Annotated in this window: 13 protein-coding genes; 5 read left to right on the top strand and 8 right to left on the bottom strand. The window is 63.4% G+C overall.

All coding sequences use genetic code 11. The annotated features are described in order from the left end of the window. The first annotated feature begins 136 nt into the window (after window positions 1–136). Entirely contained in the window at window positions 137–463 is a 327-nt protein-coding gene (locus LJD17_RS07365; protein ID WP_227383497.1) for a DUF1127 domain-containing protein, read from the top strand. A gap of 2 nt (window positions 464–465) precedes the next feature. Here the strand turns inward: LJD17_RS07365 and LJD17_RS07360 are convergent, their stop codons facing one another. Genes LJD17_RS07360 through LJD17_RS07350 form a run of 3 tightly spaced genes read right to left on the bottom strand, consistent with a single transcriptional unit; the run spans window position 466 to window position 4,433 of the window. Continuing rightward, window positions 466–1,164, bottom strand: coding sequence for a DUF937 domain-containing protein (locus tag LJD17_RS07360; protein WP_227383496.1), 699 nt, complete (start codon window positions 1,162–1,164; stop codon window positions 466–468). A gap of 36 nt (window positions 1,165–1,200) precedes the next feature. Further along, the gene (locus LJD17_RS07355) at window positions 1,201–2,580 is read right to left on the bottom strand and encodes an MATE family efflux transporter (RefSeq protein WP_227383495.1); all 1,380 of its coding nucleotides are present in this window, start codon (window positions 2,578–2,580) and stop codon (window positions 1,201–1,203) included. Beyond that, complete coding sequence (locus tag LJD17_RS07350) at window positions 2,580–4,433, bottom strand: monovalent cation:proton antiporter-2 (CPA2) family protein (protein ID WP_227383494.1); 1,854 nt, start codon at window positions 4,431–4,433, stop codon at window positions 2,580–2,582. The genes LJD17_RS07355 and LJD17_RS07350 overlap by 1 nt, the downstream gene beginning before the upstream one ends. A 146-nt stretch (window positions 4,434–4,579) precedes the next feature. On the opposite strand from LJD17_RS07350, the gene ispH reads away from it, so the two are divergent. From ispH to rnhA, 3 genes are read left to right on the top strand one after another with little or no spacing between them, the layout of a single operon-like run. Then, window positions 4,580–5,539, top strand: coding sequence for a 4-hydroxy-3-methylbut-2-enyl diphosphate reductase (ispH, locus tag LJD17_RS07345; RefSeq protein ID WP_227383493.1), 960 nt, complete (start codon window positions 4,580–4,582; stop codon window positions 5,537–5,539). Window position 5,540: 1 nt separating this feature from the next. Beyond that, window positions 5,541–6,506, top strand: coding sequence for a homoserine kinase (locus LJD17_RS07340; RefSeq protein ID WP_227383492.1), 966 nt, complete (start codon window positions 5,541–5,543; stop codon window positions 6,504–6,506). Next, window positions 6,503–6,982, top strand: a complete 480-nt coding sequence (gene rnhA, locus LJD17_RS07335) for a ribonuclease HI (protein WP_227383491.1) — start codon at window positions 6,503–6,505, stop codon at window positions 6,980–6,982. The genes LJD17_RS07340 and rnhA overlap by 4 nt, the downstream gene beginning before the upstream one ends. A 23-nt stretch (window positions 6,983–7,005) precedes the next feature. Here rnhA and LJD17_RS07330 read toward each other — a convergent pair whose 3' ends face one another. Both LJD17_RS07330 and LJD17_RS07325 read right to left on the bottom strand, forming a co-directional pair. Further along, on the bottom strand, window positions 7,006–7,488 hold the full coding sequence (locus LJD17_RS07330; RefSeq protein ID WP_227383490.1) for a peroxiredoxin: 483 nt from the start codon (window positions 7,486–7,488) through the stop codon (window positions 7,006–7,008). A gap of 41 nt (window positions 7,489–7,529) precedes the next feature. Continuing rightward, window positions 7,530–8,360, bottom strand: coding sequence for a protein-disulfide reductase DsbD domain-containing protein (locus tag LJD17_RS07325; RefSeq protein WP_227383489.1), 831 nt, complete (start codon window positions 8,358–8,360; stop codon window positions 7,530–7,532). A 98-nt stretch (window positions 8,361–8,458) separates the two neighbouring features. On the opposite strand from LJD17_RS07325, the gene LJD17_RS07320 reads away from it, so the two are divergent. Next, on the top strand, window positions 8,459–9,070 hold the full coding sequence (locus LJD17_RS07320) for a YqgE/AlgH family protein (protein ID WP_227383488.1): 612 nt from the start codon (window positions 8,459–8,461) through the stop codon (window positions 9,068–9,070). 4 nt (window positions 9,071–9,074) lie between these two features. Here LJD17_RS07320 and LJD17_RS07315 read toward each other — a convergent pair whose 3' ends face one another. The 3 genes from LJD17_RS07315 to thrC all read right to left on the bottom strand — a co-directional run bounded on the left by LJD17_RS07315 (window position 9,075) and on the right by thrC (window position 14,846). Next, complete coding sequence (locus LJD17_RS07315) at window positions 9,075–11,825, bottom strand: EAL domain-containing protein (RefSeq protein WP_227383673.1); 2,751 nt, start codon at window positions 11,823–11,825, stop codon at window positions 9,075–9,077. Between the two features lie 325 nt (window positions 11,826–12,150). Further along, window positions 12,151–13,434, bottom strand: a complete 1,284-nt coding sequence (locus LJD17_RS07310) for a M16 family metallopeptidase (RefSeq protein WP_227383487.1) — start codon at window positions 13,432–13,434, stop codon at window positions 12,151–12,153. Beyond that, entirely contained in the window at window positions 13,431–14,846 is a 1,416-nt protein-coding gene (gene thrC / locus LJD17_RS07305; RefSeq protein WP_227383486.1) for a threonine synthase, read from the bottom strand. Before thrC ends, LJD17_RS07310 begins: the two co-directional genes overlap by 4 nt. Window positions 14,847–14,865 lie beyond the last annotated feature (19 nt).

The raw sequence follows: 14,865 nt of genomic DNA, 5'->3' as shown, positions 1-14,865 counted from the left end.
TTAACAACAAATGGTTGACCCTGGTTTTCGCCTTGGTCGTCCCAGCAAAAATTGTTGGAACGTGTTTGGAAATGGATTTGAAGCGAGCCGCGCTTCAAGCCGCCTGATCGATGTTTGAGAAAGCTAGGATACTGCCATGACCCGGTCCGCCCCCCACGTCACGAGCCTCCCCGGAGCGACGTTCCTGGGATCGATCGTCCGCGCTGTCGCCAACATCGTCAAGGCTCTGCAACACCGCCGTGAAATCGTTCACTTGGCGGAGTTCGACGACCGCATGCTCAAGGATATCGGCCTTGTCCGCAGCGATGTGGAAGGGGCGCTCGCCGAGCCGCTCCTCCACAATCCTTCATGGGTTTTGGTTCGATGTGCCGAGCGGCATGCGCGAACCGAACGGGTCGCCGCACCGGCCCGTTCTGTTCGACCGGTCGTCCCACTGGTGAAGCCCAGCGTTTCCGCCGCCTGACCTCACAGCTTGCGGGGCTTCCAGGCTTCGTCCAGAATCGACTGAAGGGACGTGAGATACTGCATCTGCATCTCATGTCCCTTCTGCATCATGCTTTGCCAGGACAACGGCGCTTCGCCGGATTCGGCGCTTTCCCTTGACGGTTTGGAAGGCTCTCGGACGGAGCGGCTTTCTTCAGGCCCGGATTGGAACGCCTGCATCCAACCCACCCAAGCGGCCGTCCAAGGATCGGTCGGAGCCTGCTTCTTTTCCGGCTCCTTCGGCTGGTCTGCGAGGATGTCCGCCAGCCGTCCCTGACCTGTCGCCATCTGGTGCAGGGTCCCGGCGAAGATGCCCGCCATGACCGGCAGCATCTGCTGCATGAGATCGACGTTGAGGCCCGTGAAGTCGGCGGCGCGGTGAGCGATGCGCCGGCTCGCATCGTCCGAGCCGAAGAGGCTGTCGATCAACCGCTTTCCGTTCTGCTGTGCCTGCGCCGAAAGGACCTGGCCGGGGATCTGCCATGGATTTCCGGGAAAGTTCTGCAGGAACGGATTGGATGGGGCTGTGAGCGTCATATGTTGCAGGCCCATGACGAAGGCCGGCAGGAAGGCCAGCATCGCCTTTTGCGCCTGATCGTCGGACAGCTTGAACTGCCGGGTCAGGACATCAAGCCCTGCATTGGACTGGGCCTGCTGCATCACATCGAACCAGTTGAACATTGCAGGCTCCTCTCCCAAGGCGTCTCATGACGCCGGTTATAAAGGCACCGCCGCGCGCCGTTCCAGGCGGCGTATGGTCCAGAACGCCGTCACGACTGCTCCGATCCCAAAGGCGATCGAACCGGCGCCGATTCCCAGCAAAGCTCCGCGCGGCCCGCCCATTTCCGCCCCGATATAGGCGAAAGGGATCATTCCCAGGGTAGCACGCCCCCAGTTGAAGAATGTGGACAGGAGCGGAAATCCCAGATTGTTGAACGAGGCATTCGAGACGAAGACCAAGCCGACAAAGAACCAGATCACGCCGCTGTACTGGCAGAAGAACTGGACGATGTCCGCAGTCATCGGAGGTGCGTTGAACAGGAGCGTCAGCGGCACGCGGACCAGATAGAGCACGAGCCACACGCTTCCGACATAGACGACGTTGAAGGTCAGCGCGTCCTTCAGGATCTGGCGAACGCGGTCGAACCTCCTGGCCCCCCAGTTCTGCCCCATGACCGGACCGATGGCGCCCGCGAGGGCGAAGAGGCCGCCAAAGGCGACCGGAGTCACCCGGTCGATGATCGCCGAGGCCGCGATGGCTTGATCTCCGAAGCGCGCCATGATGCTGGTGAAGAACGCATTGGCGACCGGCGCGGCGATGTTGGTGAGAATGGCCGGAATCGCGATGGCGAAGAAGGGGCGCGCATCCGTCAGGACATGATCGAGGCGCGGCCACGACAGCAGGTTGTGATGGCGGGTGACGAACCGGAAGCTGACATACGCGTAGGCGAGGCGGGCGAGATCGATGGTCAGGGCCGCCCCATTCGCCTTCAGCCCGAGACCGAAGATGAACAGCGGATCCAGCACGATCGTGACCGCGGCGATCGACAAGGTCGCATACATGCTGCGCTTGGCATCCCCTGCGGCGCGCAGCACGTTTGACAGAGCCATCGCAAGAGCGACCACTCCATTGGTCGGCAAGGAAATCCAGAGAAAGTCATGGGCCACCTGATAGGTGCGCTCCGAGGCGCCCATCAGCCCCAGGATCCAGGGCAGCAGGGCCAGGACGGCAATGCTCACGATGGTCGCCACCACGACCATCAGGGCGGCCCCCGAGGTCGCCAGGCGGCGGGCGCGCTCCGGTTCCCGTGCCCCGAGGGCGCGGGACACGAGGGCCCCGATGGGGATCATGAGACCCACATTGATCGAGATGGTGAAGAACATCACGACCGTCGCCAATCCGACCCCGGCCGTCAGGCTCGGGTCCTTCAGCCAGGAAATGTAGAGAAGCGATACGAGGTCGACGACGAAAATCGCGATCAGGCCGGCGGCGCCGGTGCCCGTCATGACGAGCACATGCCGCATGGTCGAGCCGGCAACGAAGCGCGGAGGCGCCACATCCGCGGACGGCGTCGCCTCGACCCGGGGCGTGTCCATCAGAAAATACCTTCGTTCAGGATATCCCGGGTTTCGGCGCTGAGACCCCGGGCCTTTCCGGCCGGTTTCAGGAGGGGCTCGGGGGTGATCTTCGCCCCCACCACGAGTTCGGCGCCACTCATGTCGCCGCCTGCTTTCTGCAGAACGAGGCGGGCGATGTCGCGCTTGCGGATCTCACCCGCGCTGGTTTCCGCCGTCTCCGGGTCGATGCCGAGTTCCTCGAGCGTGACACGGCCGAAGGTGATGGCGGATTCGAAGCATTCGCGGATTTGATAATCCACCTCCAGCCCCATGAGATTTACGGCGTGGATGCGGTCATAGGCCCGCACGAAGCTCCGGGCGTTCTGGAAGTCCTGATGAATGATCTCGACGATTTTCAGGGTCACGTCGGGGTGGTCGGTGCAGACGCAGATGATTTCCGCGCGCTCCGCTCCGGCAGCCCTCAGCACGTCGAGCCGCGTGCCGTCGCCGTAATAAACCTTGAGGCCGAAGCGCGCGGCATCCCGAATGCGTTCGACGTCCTTGTCGATGACCGTCGCCTCGATGCCCTGGGCCAGGAGAACCTGATTGACGATCTGCCCGAAGCGGCCGAAACCGATCACCAGAACCCGGCTCGACATCTCGCTTTCCTGTCCCGGAAGGGCTGCCAGCTCGGGGCCCGCGCTGTCGGTCTCCCGCGACCGGATAAATTTCTCCATGACGGTCGCCAGGATCGGCCCCAGCAGCATGGTGATGGCCGCCAGGGCCGTCACGAGTTGTGCCTCAGGCGCCGAGAACAAGCCGAGGCCTTGCGCAAAGGGAACCAGAACGAAAGCGAATTCACCGGCCGGGCTGAGCAGGACGGCGGAGCGAAGCCCATCGCGCCAGGTTGCGCCGAACCCCTTTGAGAGAAGTGTGATGATCAGCGTCTTGCCGATGATCACCGCCGGAGCCGCGATCAGCAGGACCACCCATTGCCGATGCACGAGCGCCAAGTCGATGGACATGCCGACGCTCATGAAGAACAGGCCGAGAAGGATGCCGCGGAACGGTTCGATATCGGCCTCAAGCTGATGGCGGAAATTGGACTCGGCGAGCAGCAGGCCGGCCAGGAAGGCGCCCATGGCCATGGAGAGGCCGACCTCCTGCATCAGGAGGGCCGAGCCGAGCACCACCAGCAGAGCCGATGCCGTCATCACTTCTCGCGCACCGCTGCGGGCCAAAACACGGAAGAACGGGTTCAGGCCATAGCGGCCGATCACCACGACCGCCGCAATCGCCCCGATCGTGGTTCCGGCGGTGATCAGCCGATCGGACAGGGAATCGTGTTCGATGGCGTTCAAGCCCGTCGCGAGAAGGGGCAGCAGGGCCAGAAGCGGGACGACGGATAAATCCTGGAAGAGCAGGATGGCGAAAGAGCGTTGTCCGTAAGGAGTTTGAAGGTCGTTGCGCTCGCCCAGCATTTGCAGGGCGATAGCCGTCGCCGAGAGCGCCAGCGCGACCCCGGTCACGAAGGCGCTGTTCGCGGAGAAGCCGACGCTCGTCGCCGCCCCTCCAAGGCAAAGGGCCGTAATGACCAGCTGGGCGGAGCCGAGGCCGAAGATGTCGCGCTTCATCGACCAGAGATGGGTGAGTTTGAGCTCGAGCCCGATGATGAAGAGCAGGAGCACCACCCCCAGCTCCGCCACGGTCGCGATCGTTTCGGGTTCGCCGACGAGGCTCAGGCCCGAAGGCCCGATGATGATGCCGGCCGCCAGATAGCCCAGGACGGCACTGAGCCCCAGCAGGCGGAAAAGCGGCACGGCCACGACGGCTGCCCCGCAAAAGGTCAGGATCGGAGGAAGGAAGCTGACGTGGGAAGCCGTATCCGCCATCGTTCATCGCAAGAGGTAAGGGAGTCGCCCCCCTTTCTAGGGGGTCTTTTCCTGAAGTGCGAGCCTTTCTTCCGTCAACCGAAGGCGCGAATAAGCGTCACTCCCGCTTGACAGCGAGGGTCCAGTCTCGCCACATCGCCCGCATCATGACGAACCCGCCCCTCGACATTCTTCTCTGCGCGCCGCGCGGCTTTTGCGCTGGTGTCGTTCGCGCCATCGACGCCGTGGAAAAGGCCCTGACGCTCCATGGGGCGCCGGTCTATGTCCGCCACGAAATTGTTCACAACAAATACGTGGTCGAGAGCCTGAGACGGAAGGGGGCCGTTTTCGTTCGGGAGCTTGAGGAAATTCCTGACGGGGATGCTCCCGTGATCTTCTCGGCACACGGGGTTCCCCAATCGGTGCCCGAGGCCGCCGCCGCCCGAAACCTCTTTGCCATCGACGCGACCTGTCCGCTCGTCACGAAGGTCCATCGGGAGGCCCAGGTTCATCATAAGCGCGGCCGCCATATCATTCTCATCGGGCACCGGGGTCACCCGGAGGTCATCGGCACCATGGGCCAATTGCCTCATGGCGCCGTCACCCTGGTTGAAACCGTGGACGATATTGCCCGGCTGAGTGTCTCGGACGCGCAAAGCCTCGCTTTCGTGACGCAGACGACCCTGTCCGTCGACGATACCCAGGAAATGGTCGAGACCCTGAAGGCGCGCTTTCCCGCGATCGTCGGGCCGCACAAGGAAGATATCTGCTACGCCACCACGAACCGCCAGGGCGCCGTGAAAAAGGTTGCTCCCCTGGTCGATGCCATGATCGTCGTGGGCTCGCCCAATTCCTCGAACTCCCAGCGCTTGCGCGAGGTGGCGGAGCGGGAGGGATGCCCGGTCGTGCGGCTGATCCTGCGGGCCGAGGACATCGACTGGAACCTGTTCGGCAGCATCCGGCGGCTGGGGATCACCGCGGGGGCCTCCGCCCCGGAGATCCTGGTCGAGGAGATCATCGACGCCTTTGCGGAGCGGTATGCGGTTTCCGTCGAGAGCGTGTCGACGGCGGACGAGAGCGTGTTCTTTCCGCTGCCCCGTGAACTACGCGAGCAGGCGGCGGAATAGCATGGCGGTCTATACGGAAGTCCAGGACGAGGAGCTCGCGGCTTTCCTCGCCACCTACGAAATCGGCACGGTGCTGTCCTACAAGGGCATTGCCGAGGGTGTTGAGAACACGAACTATTTTCTCCACACCACCGTCGGTTCCTACATCCTGACCCTGTACGAGAAGCGGGTGAAGGAGACGGATCTGCCGTTCTTCATCGATCTCATGCAACACCTGGCGAAGAAGGGGCTCAACTGCCCCCTGCCGGTGAACAACAGGAGCGGCGCTGCTCTGGGGCGGCTCGCCGGCCGGCCGGCGGCGATCTGCACTTTCCTCGACGGCATTGCGATCCGCAGGCCGACGGCGCAGCATTGCGGCGCCCTTGGCGCGGCCCTGGCGAAGCTCCACCTCGCCGGGCAGGATTTCGAGAGATCGCGGCCGAATGCCCTTTCGCTGGAGGCTTGGTCTCCACTCTTCGGTCAGGCCGAAGCCCAGGCCGATACGGTCTCGGGGGGCTTGTCGAGGCGGACCCGGCAGGAGCTGGAAGCGCTCAGGGCGGAATGGCCCGACGGATTACCTTCGGGCATCATCCATGCGGATCTCTTCACCGATAACGTCTTCTTCATCGGCGGCGAGGTGTCGGGCCTGATCGACTTCTACTTCGCCTGCACGGACGCTTTCGCCTATGACGTCGCGATCTGCCTCAACGCATGGTGCTTCGAGGCCGACGGCTCTTTCAACCTGACCAAGGGACAGGCGCTGCTCGCCGGGTATCAATCCGTCCGCCGCCTGGAACCGAGGGAAATTGAAGCGCTTCCCGTGCTTTGCCGTGGCTCGGCCATGCGCTTCATGCTGACCCGTTTGGTCGATTGGCTGAACGTTCCGCCGGGCGCTCTCGTCAAACCGAAGGATCCGCTTGAGTACGACCGGAAGCTCAACTTTCACCGCCACGTGAAGCATGCCCGCGAACTGGGACTGGCCGCATGACCGAGGCTGAGCGCGTCACGATCTATACGGATGGCGCCTGTTCCGGAAATCCCGGGCCGGGCGGCTGGGGAGCAATTCTGATCTTTCGCGGGGTCGAGAAGGAAGTCTCCGGCGGAGAGCCGCAGACGACGAACAACCGCATGGAGCTGCGGGCGGCCATCGAAGGGTTGAATGCGCTCAAGCGCGCCTGCGTGGTCGATCTCTTTACCGACTCGCAATATGTCCGTCAGGGCATCACGGCCTGGATGCACAATTGGAAGCGCCGGGGCTGGCGGACTGCCGACAACAAGCCGGTCAAGAACGAGGATCTATGGCGCGCCCTGGATGAGGCGGCCGGGCGCCACCAGGTCGCCTGGCACTGGGTCAAGGGGCATGCCGACGACCCGACGAACATTCGGGTCGATCAGCTGGCGGTTGCCGCCATGCAGCCCTTCAAGAAGAACGGCTCCGGCACGCGGTCTTCGCTCGCAGGCTGAGCGAAGACCTTCTTTCATGGAGCTCAGAGGCTCTTCAGCAGGTTCTCGGCGCCGGAAACCTGCGCTTTCGAGGGGGTGTCCTCGACATTGAGAACCTTCACGACGCCATCTTCGACGATCATCGCATAACGCTGCGAGCGCAGGCCAAGGCCGAAGCCGGATCCGTCCATGGACAGGCCGAGAGCCTTGGCGAAATCGCCATTGCCGTCGGACAGAAATTCGATCTTCTCCGCTCCCGCCGACTTGCCCCAGGCATCGAGCACGAACACGTCATTGGTGGAGGTGACAAGAACGGCGTCCACGCCTTTCGCCTTGATCTCATCCATCTTCTGCACGTAGCCGGGCAGATGGTTGCGATGGCAGGTCGGCGTGAAGGCGCCGGGGACGGCCACCAAAGCGACCTTGCGTCCTTTGAAAACATCGTCGGTCGTCTTCGCCACGGGACCCTCTGCGGTCATGACGCGAAAGGTAACCTGCGGCAGGCGATCTCCAACCTGAATGGTCATAGGGCAGTTCTCCAAGATGAGGTGAGTTCTTCACACCTTCATTACTGCGGGCGTCCGTTCCCGTCGAGTTTCACCTCCGTTTCCACGGCTTGGTCGCCGGCGGTGAGGGTGAGGCGAAGGGGGACCGGCCCGGTCATATCCTTCGGCTTCTCCTCGATCGAGACGACGAAGCTGCCATCCGGTCCGGCCGGAGAGGTCGAGAAGTACCAGTTCTCTGGACCTTCCGCGAAAAGATCCGGCCGCAGACCTTCGGGCGCCCGGGCTCTGACTCGCAGGCCAAGCTTACCCTCGGATTGAGGCTCCACGGAAAGGATGGAGAGGGGCGTCGTGGCGCCGATGGGCTGAGGGCGAGGTTCGCGGGCGAGCGCCTTATCCAGGATCTCCTGCTGCACGGGATCCTGCTTCAAGGGAAGCTTGAGATCAGCATGGGCCGGAATGCAGATGTCCTTGCAGACGCCATAGTCGATCGACAGGGCAAGAACCACCGGTTTGGTTGCGTCGGCAGGCTTGACGATCACCGGAAGGACGACGGCATCGTGATAGATATAGGCGACACCTGCGGCATCCTCGTGCCGCGTGGGAGCGGGCCACTTGACCTCGACGGCCGCCACATTCGATGAACCCGACCAGTCGAAGCGCGGAGGGAGGCCGGAATCGCCGGGCGTGCGCCAATAGGTCTTGAAACCGGGATCGAGGCTGATCGCGATTCCACTGAGCCAATCATCGCCGCGGGGACCGGCAGAAAGCAGGCTTACCCGCGAATGGAGCCCCTGTACCCATGAAGGGGAAGGCGCCTGGGCCTGCCCAACAACCGGGAAAAGGGCTAAAATGAATGAAATGACGGCGAGAATTGAACTTAATCGAAGTGCCATGGAACTGACGCCTCCCTGAGGCACTTCCCTTATGCGGTTTCTTCTGGGCTGCGCTATCCACGATCCTGTGAACAGCCGCCCCAACGCAGATGTGAGAGATGAGCCTATTGTCGAGCCCGACTGAAATGAAGCCCGGTTTTCTGGATGGTCAACTTCTGGTGGCCATGCCTGGGATAATGGATGAGCGTTTCGCCCGATCCGTTATCTATATCTGCGCCCATTCGGGCGAAGGTGCCATGGGGATCGTGCTCAATCGGCCGGCCGCCAACGTCAATCTGCCCGATCTGCTGGTGCAACTCGAGATCATTCCGGAGCTTGAAAGGATCCTCCTGCCGCAGAAGGTCGGCCGCATGCAGGTGCTGATGGGCGGGCCGGTGGAAACGAGCCGTGGTTTCGTTTTGCATTCCTCCGATTTTCACATCGCTCAATCGACGCTCCTCATCGACGACAGCATCTGCCTGACGGCGACCGTGGATATCCTGCGCGCCATCGCGCGGGGCGAGGGGCCCAAGGATGCGATTCTGGCCCTCGGCTATGCGGGCTGGGAGGCCGGTCAGCTCGAGACGGAGATCCAGGCCAACGGCTGGCTCAATTGCCCGGCGGATGCCGAGTTGATCTTCAATGCCTCCGCGGAGCTTCGCTACGAGATGGCCCTGAGGCGGATCGGTGTCGATCCGGCCATGCTTTCCATGCAGGCGGGGCACGCCTGACTTGTCAGGCCGCCGCGGTCGCCGCACCGACGAGCTGGCGGGCCTGCAGGATCGACATGGGTTCTCCGAAGACCGGGCCCTGCGCATATTCGCATCCGAGCTGATAAAGCTCGATGGCTTCCGATTCCGTTTCTGCTCCCTCCGCCACGATCGCCATGCCGAGCTCGTGGGCCATCTTGATGATCGAGCGCAAAATAACGGGCTTGCCGGAGGCCATTTGGCGGACGAACGACTCGTCCACCTTGATCGTATCGAACGGGAAGCGCAGCAGGTAGGAGAGGGCGGAATAGCCCGTCCCGAAATCGTCGAGGGATAGACCGGCTCCGAGATCGCGCAGCCGCGTGAGCATCTGGGCCGAGTATTCCGGATTTTCCATGACCAGGCTCTCGGTCATCTCGATCTTGAGGGATCCCGGAAGAACGCCCGTGCGTGCAATGACTGCCTTCACGTCCTGAAGCAGGTCATGCCGCAGCAGATGGTGGCTCGACATGTTGACGCTGGCGAAGATCGGCGGATCGACTTCGAGCGCCTCTTGCCACGCGGACAGCTCACGGGCCGTCTGTTCGAGAAGATAGAAACTCAAGGAGACGATGAGGCCCGTCTCTTCGGCCAGGGACATGAAATCCTCCGGCCCGACGCGACCGAGCCGTGGATGATCCCAGCGCAGCATCGATTCAAAGCCGGCAATCGTCCGGTCCTCGAGACGCACGATGGGCTTGAACAGGACCTTGATTTCATTGCGGTCCAACGCCCGGCGGAGATCCGATTCCATGGTGAAGCGGTCGCTGCTGTCGGACCGCATCGTCGGGCGGAAGACCTCGATGCGATCGCCCCCTTGGCGCTTGGCGTGCGCCATGGCGATTTCCGCATTGCGCAGCACCTCCTCGCGCCGCGCCGCAATCTGCGGATCGTGGAGAGCCAGGCCGATGGAAGCGGTCAGGAAGATCTCGCGCTCCGCATAGGTCACTGCGGTCGTCAAAGCCCGCCGCACCATGTCGGCAAAGGCGATGATCCGGTCCGGCTCGCGCTCCGAGAGCAGAATGATCGCGAATTCGTCGCCGGAGATCCGCGCCAGGGTATCCTGCGGCCGGAGCAGGCGGCCGAGCCGGCGGGAGAGGGTGAGGAGAATGGAGTCCCCCGCCGCATAGCCGACGGAATCATTGGTGGATTTGAATTTGTCGATATCGAGAACGATGACCGTCGGACGCAAGGATTCGTCCTGACTGGCGAAGGTCAGGGCAGCCTCAAGGCGATCATAGAAGAGCTGGCGGTTGGGCAGGCTCGTGAGATTGTCGTGAACGGCGTCGTGAAGCAGCCGCTCCTCCGCGGTTTTTGCATCCGTCACATCCGTCAGGGTGCCGACAACACGGATCACTTCTCCGTCGGTGCCGATCACGGGACGTGCCTTGAGGCGAAACCAATGGTGGCCGCCGGAGGCCGCCCGGAGGCGGAAATCCTGGGTCAGGCGCCCACGGCGCTGCTCGATGACGGCGTCGAGCGCCGCGCGGTAACGGTCCTTGTCGAAGGGATGGACAAGGTTGAGCCATGCGGAGGCCGGCCCTTCCAGGCCTCCGCGCTTCAGCCCGAGCTGATGCTCGACTTCAGGGCTGACGAAAATATTGTCTGAGACCACGTCCCAGTCGAACACGATATCGCCGGCGCCGGAGAGCGCGAGGGCGCGCCGCTCCGTATCGTTCACGAAGCCTTGCGCAAAGGCGCCGCCCGCAAAGGCATGCTGCATCACCGTGAAGCCGATCAGCATCACGATCAGCACGAGGCCCCCGATCAGGGCCGGAGGGACCAGATCGGAGATCAGATGTCCCATGACCGTAAAGGTCGCGGCCGTCACCCAGGCGATGAGAAGGAGCCAGGTCGGGACGAGCATCACGGCGCGGTCATAACCATGGGTCGCCAGATGCAGCACGAGAACGAAGCCGATGCCGGCAACCGCCGCGATCGAAATTCGGGCGACGCCCGATGCGACCGGAGGATCGACGACCGCCAAGCCGATGAGAGCCCCGAGAAAAACCAGCCAGAACGCGGTCACGTGGCTGTAGCGCACATGCCAGCGGTTCAGGTTCAGATAGGCGAACAGGAACACCAGAAGCGTTGCGGCCAGCACGGCTTCCGCTCCTGCCCGATAGATCTGCTCGGCCTTCTCCGTGATGGGAAAAACCCGTTGAAAGAAGCCGAAATCGATACAGGCATAGGCCAGGACCGCCCAGGCGAGGGCCGCGGCGGCCGGGAAGATCAGGGCGCCCTTGACCACGAAGATGATGGTCAGGAACAGGGCCAGAAGCCCGGCGATCCCGAGGATGATCCCCTTGTACAGCGTCAGGCCGTTGACCCGCTCCTTATAGGCGTCCGCATCCCAGAGGTGGAGTTGCGGCAGGTTGTTGGAGCGCAGCTCCGCCACGAATGTCACGGTCGTGCCCGGGTCGAGGGTGACGAGGAAGATATCCGCGTCCGCGCTGTCGTCCCGCTCGGGACGGATACCCTGGCTCGCGGTAATGGCCGCGATACGCGAAGAGCCCAGATCGGGCCAGATCACCCCGGAGGAGGTCAGACGGAAATGCGGAGCGACGAGAAGCCGGTCCACCTGCTCGTCGCTGTCGTTCGTGAGCGCGAAGACGATCCAGTCCGGCCGCGTCCCGGATTCGCGGGCCTTCACGGCGATGCGGCGAACGATTCCATCCCGTCCGGGCGCGGTCGAGATGCGGATCTCGTCGCCATCGGAGCGGTACCGCTCGATCATGGGCGTGAGATCGACGGCCGGGACCTTGGGGTCCACACGGACGGATTCGACGGCCTGGCTGGATGTTGGCCATGCAAGGCAGATGAAAGCCGTCAGAATGACGGTTATGGCGAAAGAAACGATCCGCAACGCTTCGGTCTTCCGTCCGGGTACAGGGTTGAACGGGATTGGTATCGGTCGGGGGGCACGAGAGCAAGGCGGAGTCGGCAAATGACCCGACTTGTCCGCAAGACTCACCGCCTGGAGGAGTTAGGACTTGGCCATGGGGCGACTTTGCGGCGGGATTGAGGAGAACCATCCGCTCCCGCAACAAAGTTCCCGTGAACTAACGCCGCAAAGCCTCCGCGACATCTTTCACCTTGGGCAAACCCTTGAGAGGCCCGATGGCCGTCAGGGTCGGCGTCCCCTGGAGGATGGCATGACCGGCCTCGCGAACCTGGTCGACCGTCAAGGCATCGACTTTCCGCACGATCTCGTCGCTCGGGATGATCCGGCCCCAGGAAAGGAGCTGCCGTGCAATGCGTTCGAGGCGCCCGCCGGGGGTTTCGAGCGCGGTCAGCAGAGCAACCTTCATCTGTGCTTTGGCGCGGGTCATCTCGGTCTCGCCGATGTCCTTCGTCGCCTGGTGCATGCAGGCGAGCGTCACATCCATCAGTTCTGCGACGTCCTTGCCGGCCGTTCCGGCGCCGACGCCGAAAAGGCCGCAATCGGAGAATGGCCAGTGGAAGGCCTCGATGGAGTAGGCGAGCCCACGCGTCTCGCGAACTTCGTGCCAGAGGCGGGACGTGAGGCCGCCGCCCAGGATATGGGCGAAGAGGTGCGTGGCGTAGTAGCCGGGATCCTTGAACGAAAGACCGGGCAGGCCCAGCACGATGTTGGCCTGTTCGAGCTTGCGCTGAATGCGGCGTTCTCCGCCCCCGTAGACGCCCGGCTCCGGAACGCCGAGCCCGACCGCCGGCATGGCTCCGAAGCTCTCCCGGGCCAGACCGACGATCTTGTCGTGCTCGACGTCGCCCGCCGCCGCGACCACCATTTTCCCCGGCACATATTCCCGTCCGAGGAACGCGCGGATCATGCCTTCGTCGAAGCTGTCGACGGTCGACGGCGTACCCAGGATCGGGCGGCCGATCGGCTGCCCCGGAAAAGCCGTTTCCATGAACGCGTCGTAGACGAGATCGTCGGGGGTATCCTCAACGGCGGCATATTCCTGGAGAATGACGCCCTTCTCACGGGCGAGCTCCGCCGCATCGAAGGATGAGGCGGTCAGGATGTCCCCGAGCACATCCAGCGCGACATCAGCGTTTTCGCCAAGGACCCGGGCCGTATAGCTCGTGTACTCGACGCTCGTCGCCGCGTTGATGTCGCCACCGACATTTTCGATGTCTTCCGCGATCTGCCGGGCGGAGCGCCGCTCCGTTCCCTTGAACGCCATGTGTTCGATCAGGTGCGACAGCCCATGCTCGGATGGCATTTCATGGCGCGAGCCCGTGCCGATCCAGACCCCAAGCGTTGCGGTGGCGATTTCGGGCATCTGCTCGGTCGCGACGATCAGGCCGTTGTCCAGGCGGGTGATGTCGATCCGTTTCTCGCGGACGAAATGATGGTTCATGCCGCCATGCCCCTGACCGCACGGGCGTGCGTGCGGATAAAGGTTTCGATCGCCTGCTGGTCGTTGGGGAGCACCGTGAACCGTTCCGGGCGCGTCATCAGGTCGGCCATATGCGGCGGAAGCTGCGGGTGGATTCCGGTGGCGCGCTTGACGGCGTCTGGGAACTTCGCAGGGTGGGCGGTCGAAAGGGCGACGGTCGGGATATCCGGGCGCTCTTTCAGCATGGCGCGTCCGGCGCGGGTGCCGACCGCCGTATGCGGGTCGAGGACATATCCCGTCGCACGGTAGGTCTCGGCCATTTCGGCCGCGACATCCGGCTCGCTCACGGCGGTTGCCGAGAACTCCTCGCGAATGGACGCGAGAGCCTCGTGCCCAACGGTAAAGGAGCGTGACTGGGAAAGACTGGCCATCAGGTGCCGGACAGCCGCGCCATCGCGCCCATAGGCCTCGAACAACAGGCGCTCGAAATTGGACGAGATCTGAATATCCATGGACGGTGAGGCGGTCGGCTGGACGCCCCGGATTTCGTAGGCTCCGGTTTGAAGGGTCCGGGCCAGAATGTCGTTGGCGTTCGTGCCGATGCCCAGACGCTCGATCGGGAGGCCCATCCGCTTGGCGACCCATCCGGCGAGAATGTCGCCGAAATTGCCTGTCGGCACCGCGAAGGAGACGGGGCGGTAGGGGCTCCCCAAGGCGACGGCGGCGGTGAAGTAGTAGACGGCTTGAGCGGCCACGCGCGCCCAGTTGATGGAATTGACGCCGGAGAGCTGGAGCTCGTTCCGGAACCGCTCATGGTTGAACATCCCCTTCACCATGGCCTGACAATCGTCGAAGGTGCCTTCGACCGCCAGGGCATGAACGTTCGGGGCGTCCACCGTGGTCATTTGCCGGCGCTGCACCTCGGAGACGCGGCCATGCGGGTAGAGAATGAAGATATCGACCTGATCGAGCCCCTTGAACGCGTCGACCGCGGCGCTTCCGGTGTCACCCGATGTCGCCCCCACGATGGTGGCGCGGGCGCCCCGCTCCCTGAGCACATGGTTCATGAGGCGGCCGAGGAGCTGCATCGCCACGTCCTTGAAGGCGAGCGTCGGACCATGGAACAGCTCGAGCACGAACAGATTGTCGCCGATCTGGTTCAGCGGGCACACGGCCGCATGCCTGAAGGTGGCATAGGCTTCGTCGATCATGGCACCGAGAGCCGCCTCGGGGATGTCGCCATCCACCAAAGGACCGAGCACGGCTTTTGCGACCGCTGCGTAGGGTCTTCCCGCAAAGCCAAGGATCGTATCCTGTGTCAGGCTCGGCCAGCTTTCCGGAACATAGAGGCCGCCGTCGCGGGCCAAGCCGGTCAGCAGGGCATCTGAAAAGCCGAGCGCAGGGGCCTCGCCCCGGGTCGAGACGTGAAGCACGGGTCAATCTCCTGAAAGG

The sequence above is a fragment of the Microvirga rosea genome, assembly GCF_020595095.1.
In the GTDB taxonomy this organism is placed as follows: domain Bacteria; phylum Pseudomonadota; class Alphaproteobacteria; order Rhizobiales; family Beijerinckiaceae; genus Microvirga; species Microvirga rosea.
The sequence above is the reverse complement of the archived record's forward strand: the minus strand, read 5'-3'. Positions and strand labels throughout refer to the sequence as shown.

Bases quoted from the DNA above. Each gene is read 5' to 3' on its own strand.
- LJD17_RS07310 (WP_227383487.1), bottom strand. From the start codon at position 13,434: ATGAACCATCATTTCGTCCGCGAGAAACGGATCGACATCACCCGCCTG.
- LJD17_RS07365 (WP_227383497.1), top strand. From the start codon at position 137: ATGACCCGGTCCGCCCCCCACGTCACGAGCCTCCCCGGAGCGACGTTC.
- LJD17_RS07315 (WP_227383673.1), bottom strand. From the start codon at position 11,825: ATGATCGAGCGGTACCGCTCCGATGGCGACGAGATCCGCATCTCGACC.
- LJD17_RS07355 (WP_227383495.1), bottom strand. From the start codon at position 2,580: ATGGACACGCCCCGGGTCGAGGCGACGCCGTCCGCGGATGTGGCGCCT.
- LJD17_RS07320 (WP_227383488.1), top strand. From the start codon at position 8,459: ATGAGCCTATTGTCGAGCCCGACTGAAATGAAGCCCGGTTTTCTGGAT.
- LJD17_RS07330 (WP_227383490.1), bottom strand. From the start codon at position 7,488: ATGACCATTCAGGTTGGAGATCGCCTGCCGCAGGTTACCTTTCGCGTC.
- LJD17_RS07360 (WP_227383496.1), bottom strand. From the start codon at position 1,164: ATGTTCAACTGGTTCGATGTGATGCAGCAGGCCCAGTCCAATGCAGGG.
- ispH (WP_227383493.1), top strand. From the start codon at position 4,580: ATGACGAACCCGCCCCTCGACATTCTTCTCTGCGCGCCGCGCGGCTTT.
- LJD17_RS07350 (WP_227383494.1), bottom strand. From the start codon at position 4,433: ATGGCGGATACGGCTTCCCACGTCAGCTTCCTTCCTCCGATCCTGACC.
- LJD17_RS07325 (WP_227383489.1), bottom strand. From the start codon at position 8,360: ATGGCACTTCGATTAAGTTCAATTCTCGCCGTCATTTCATTCATTTTA.
- LJD17_RS07340 (WP_227383492.1), top strand. From the start codon at position 5,541: ATGGCGGTCTATACGGAAGTCCAGGACGAGGAGCTCGCGGCTTTCCTC.
- rnhA (WP_227383491.1), top strand. From the start codon at position 6,503: ATGACCGAGGCTGAGCGCGTCACGATCTATACGGATGGCGCCTGTTCC.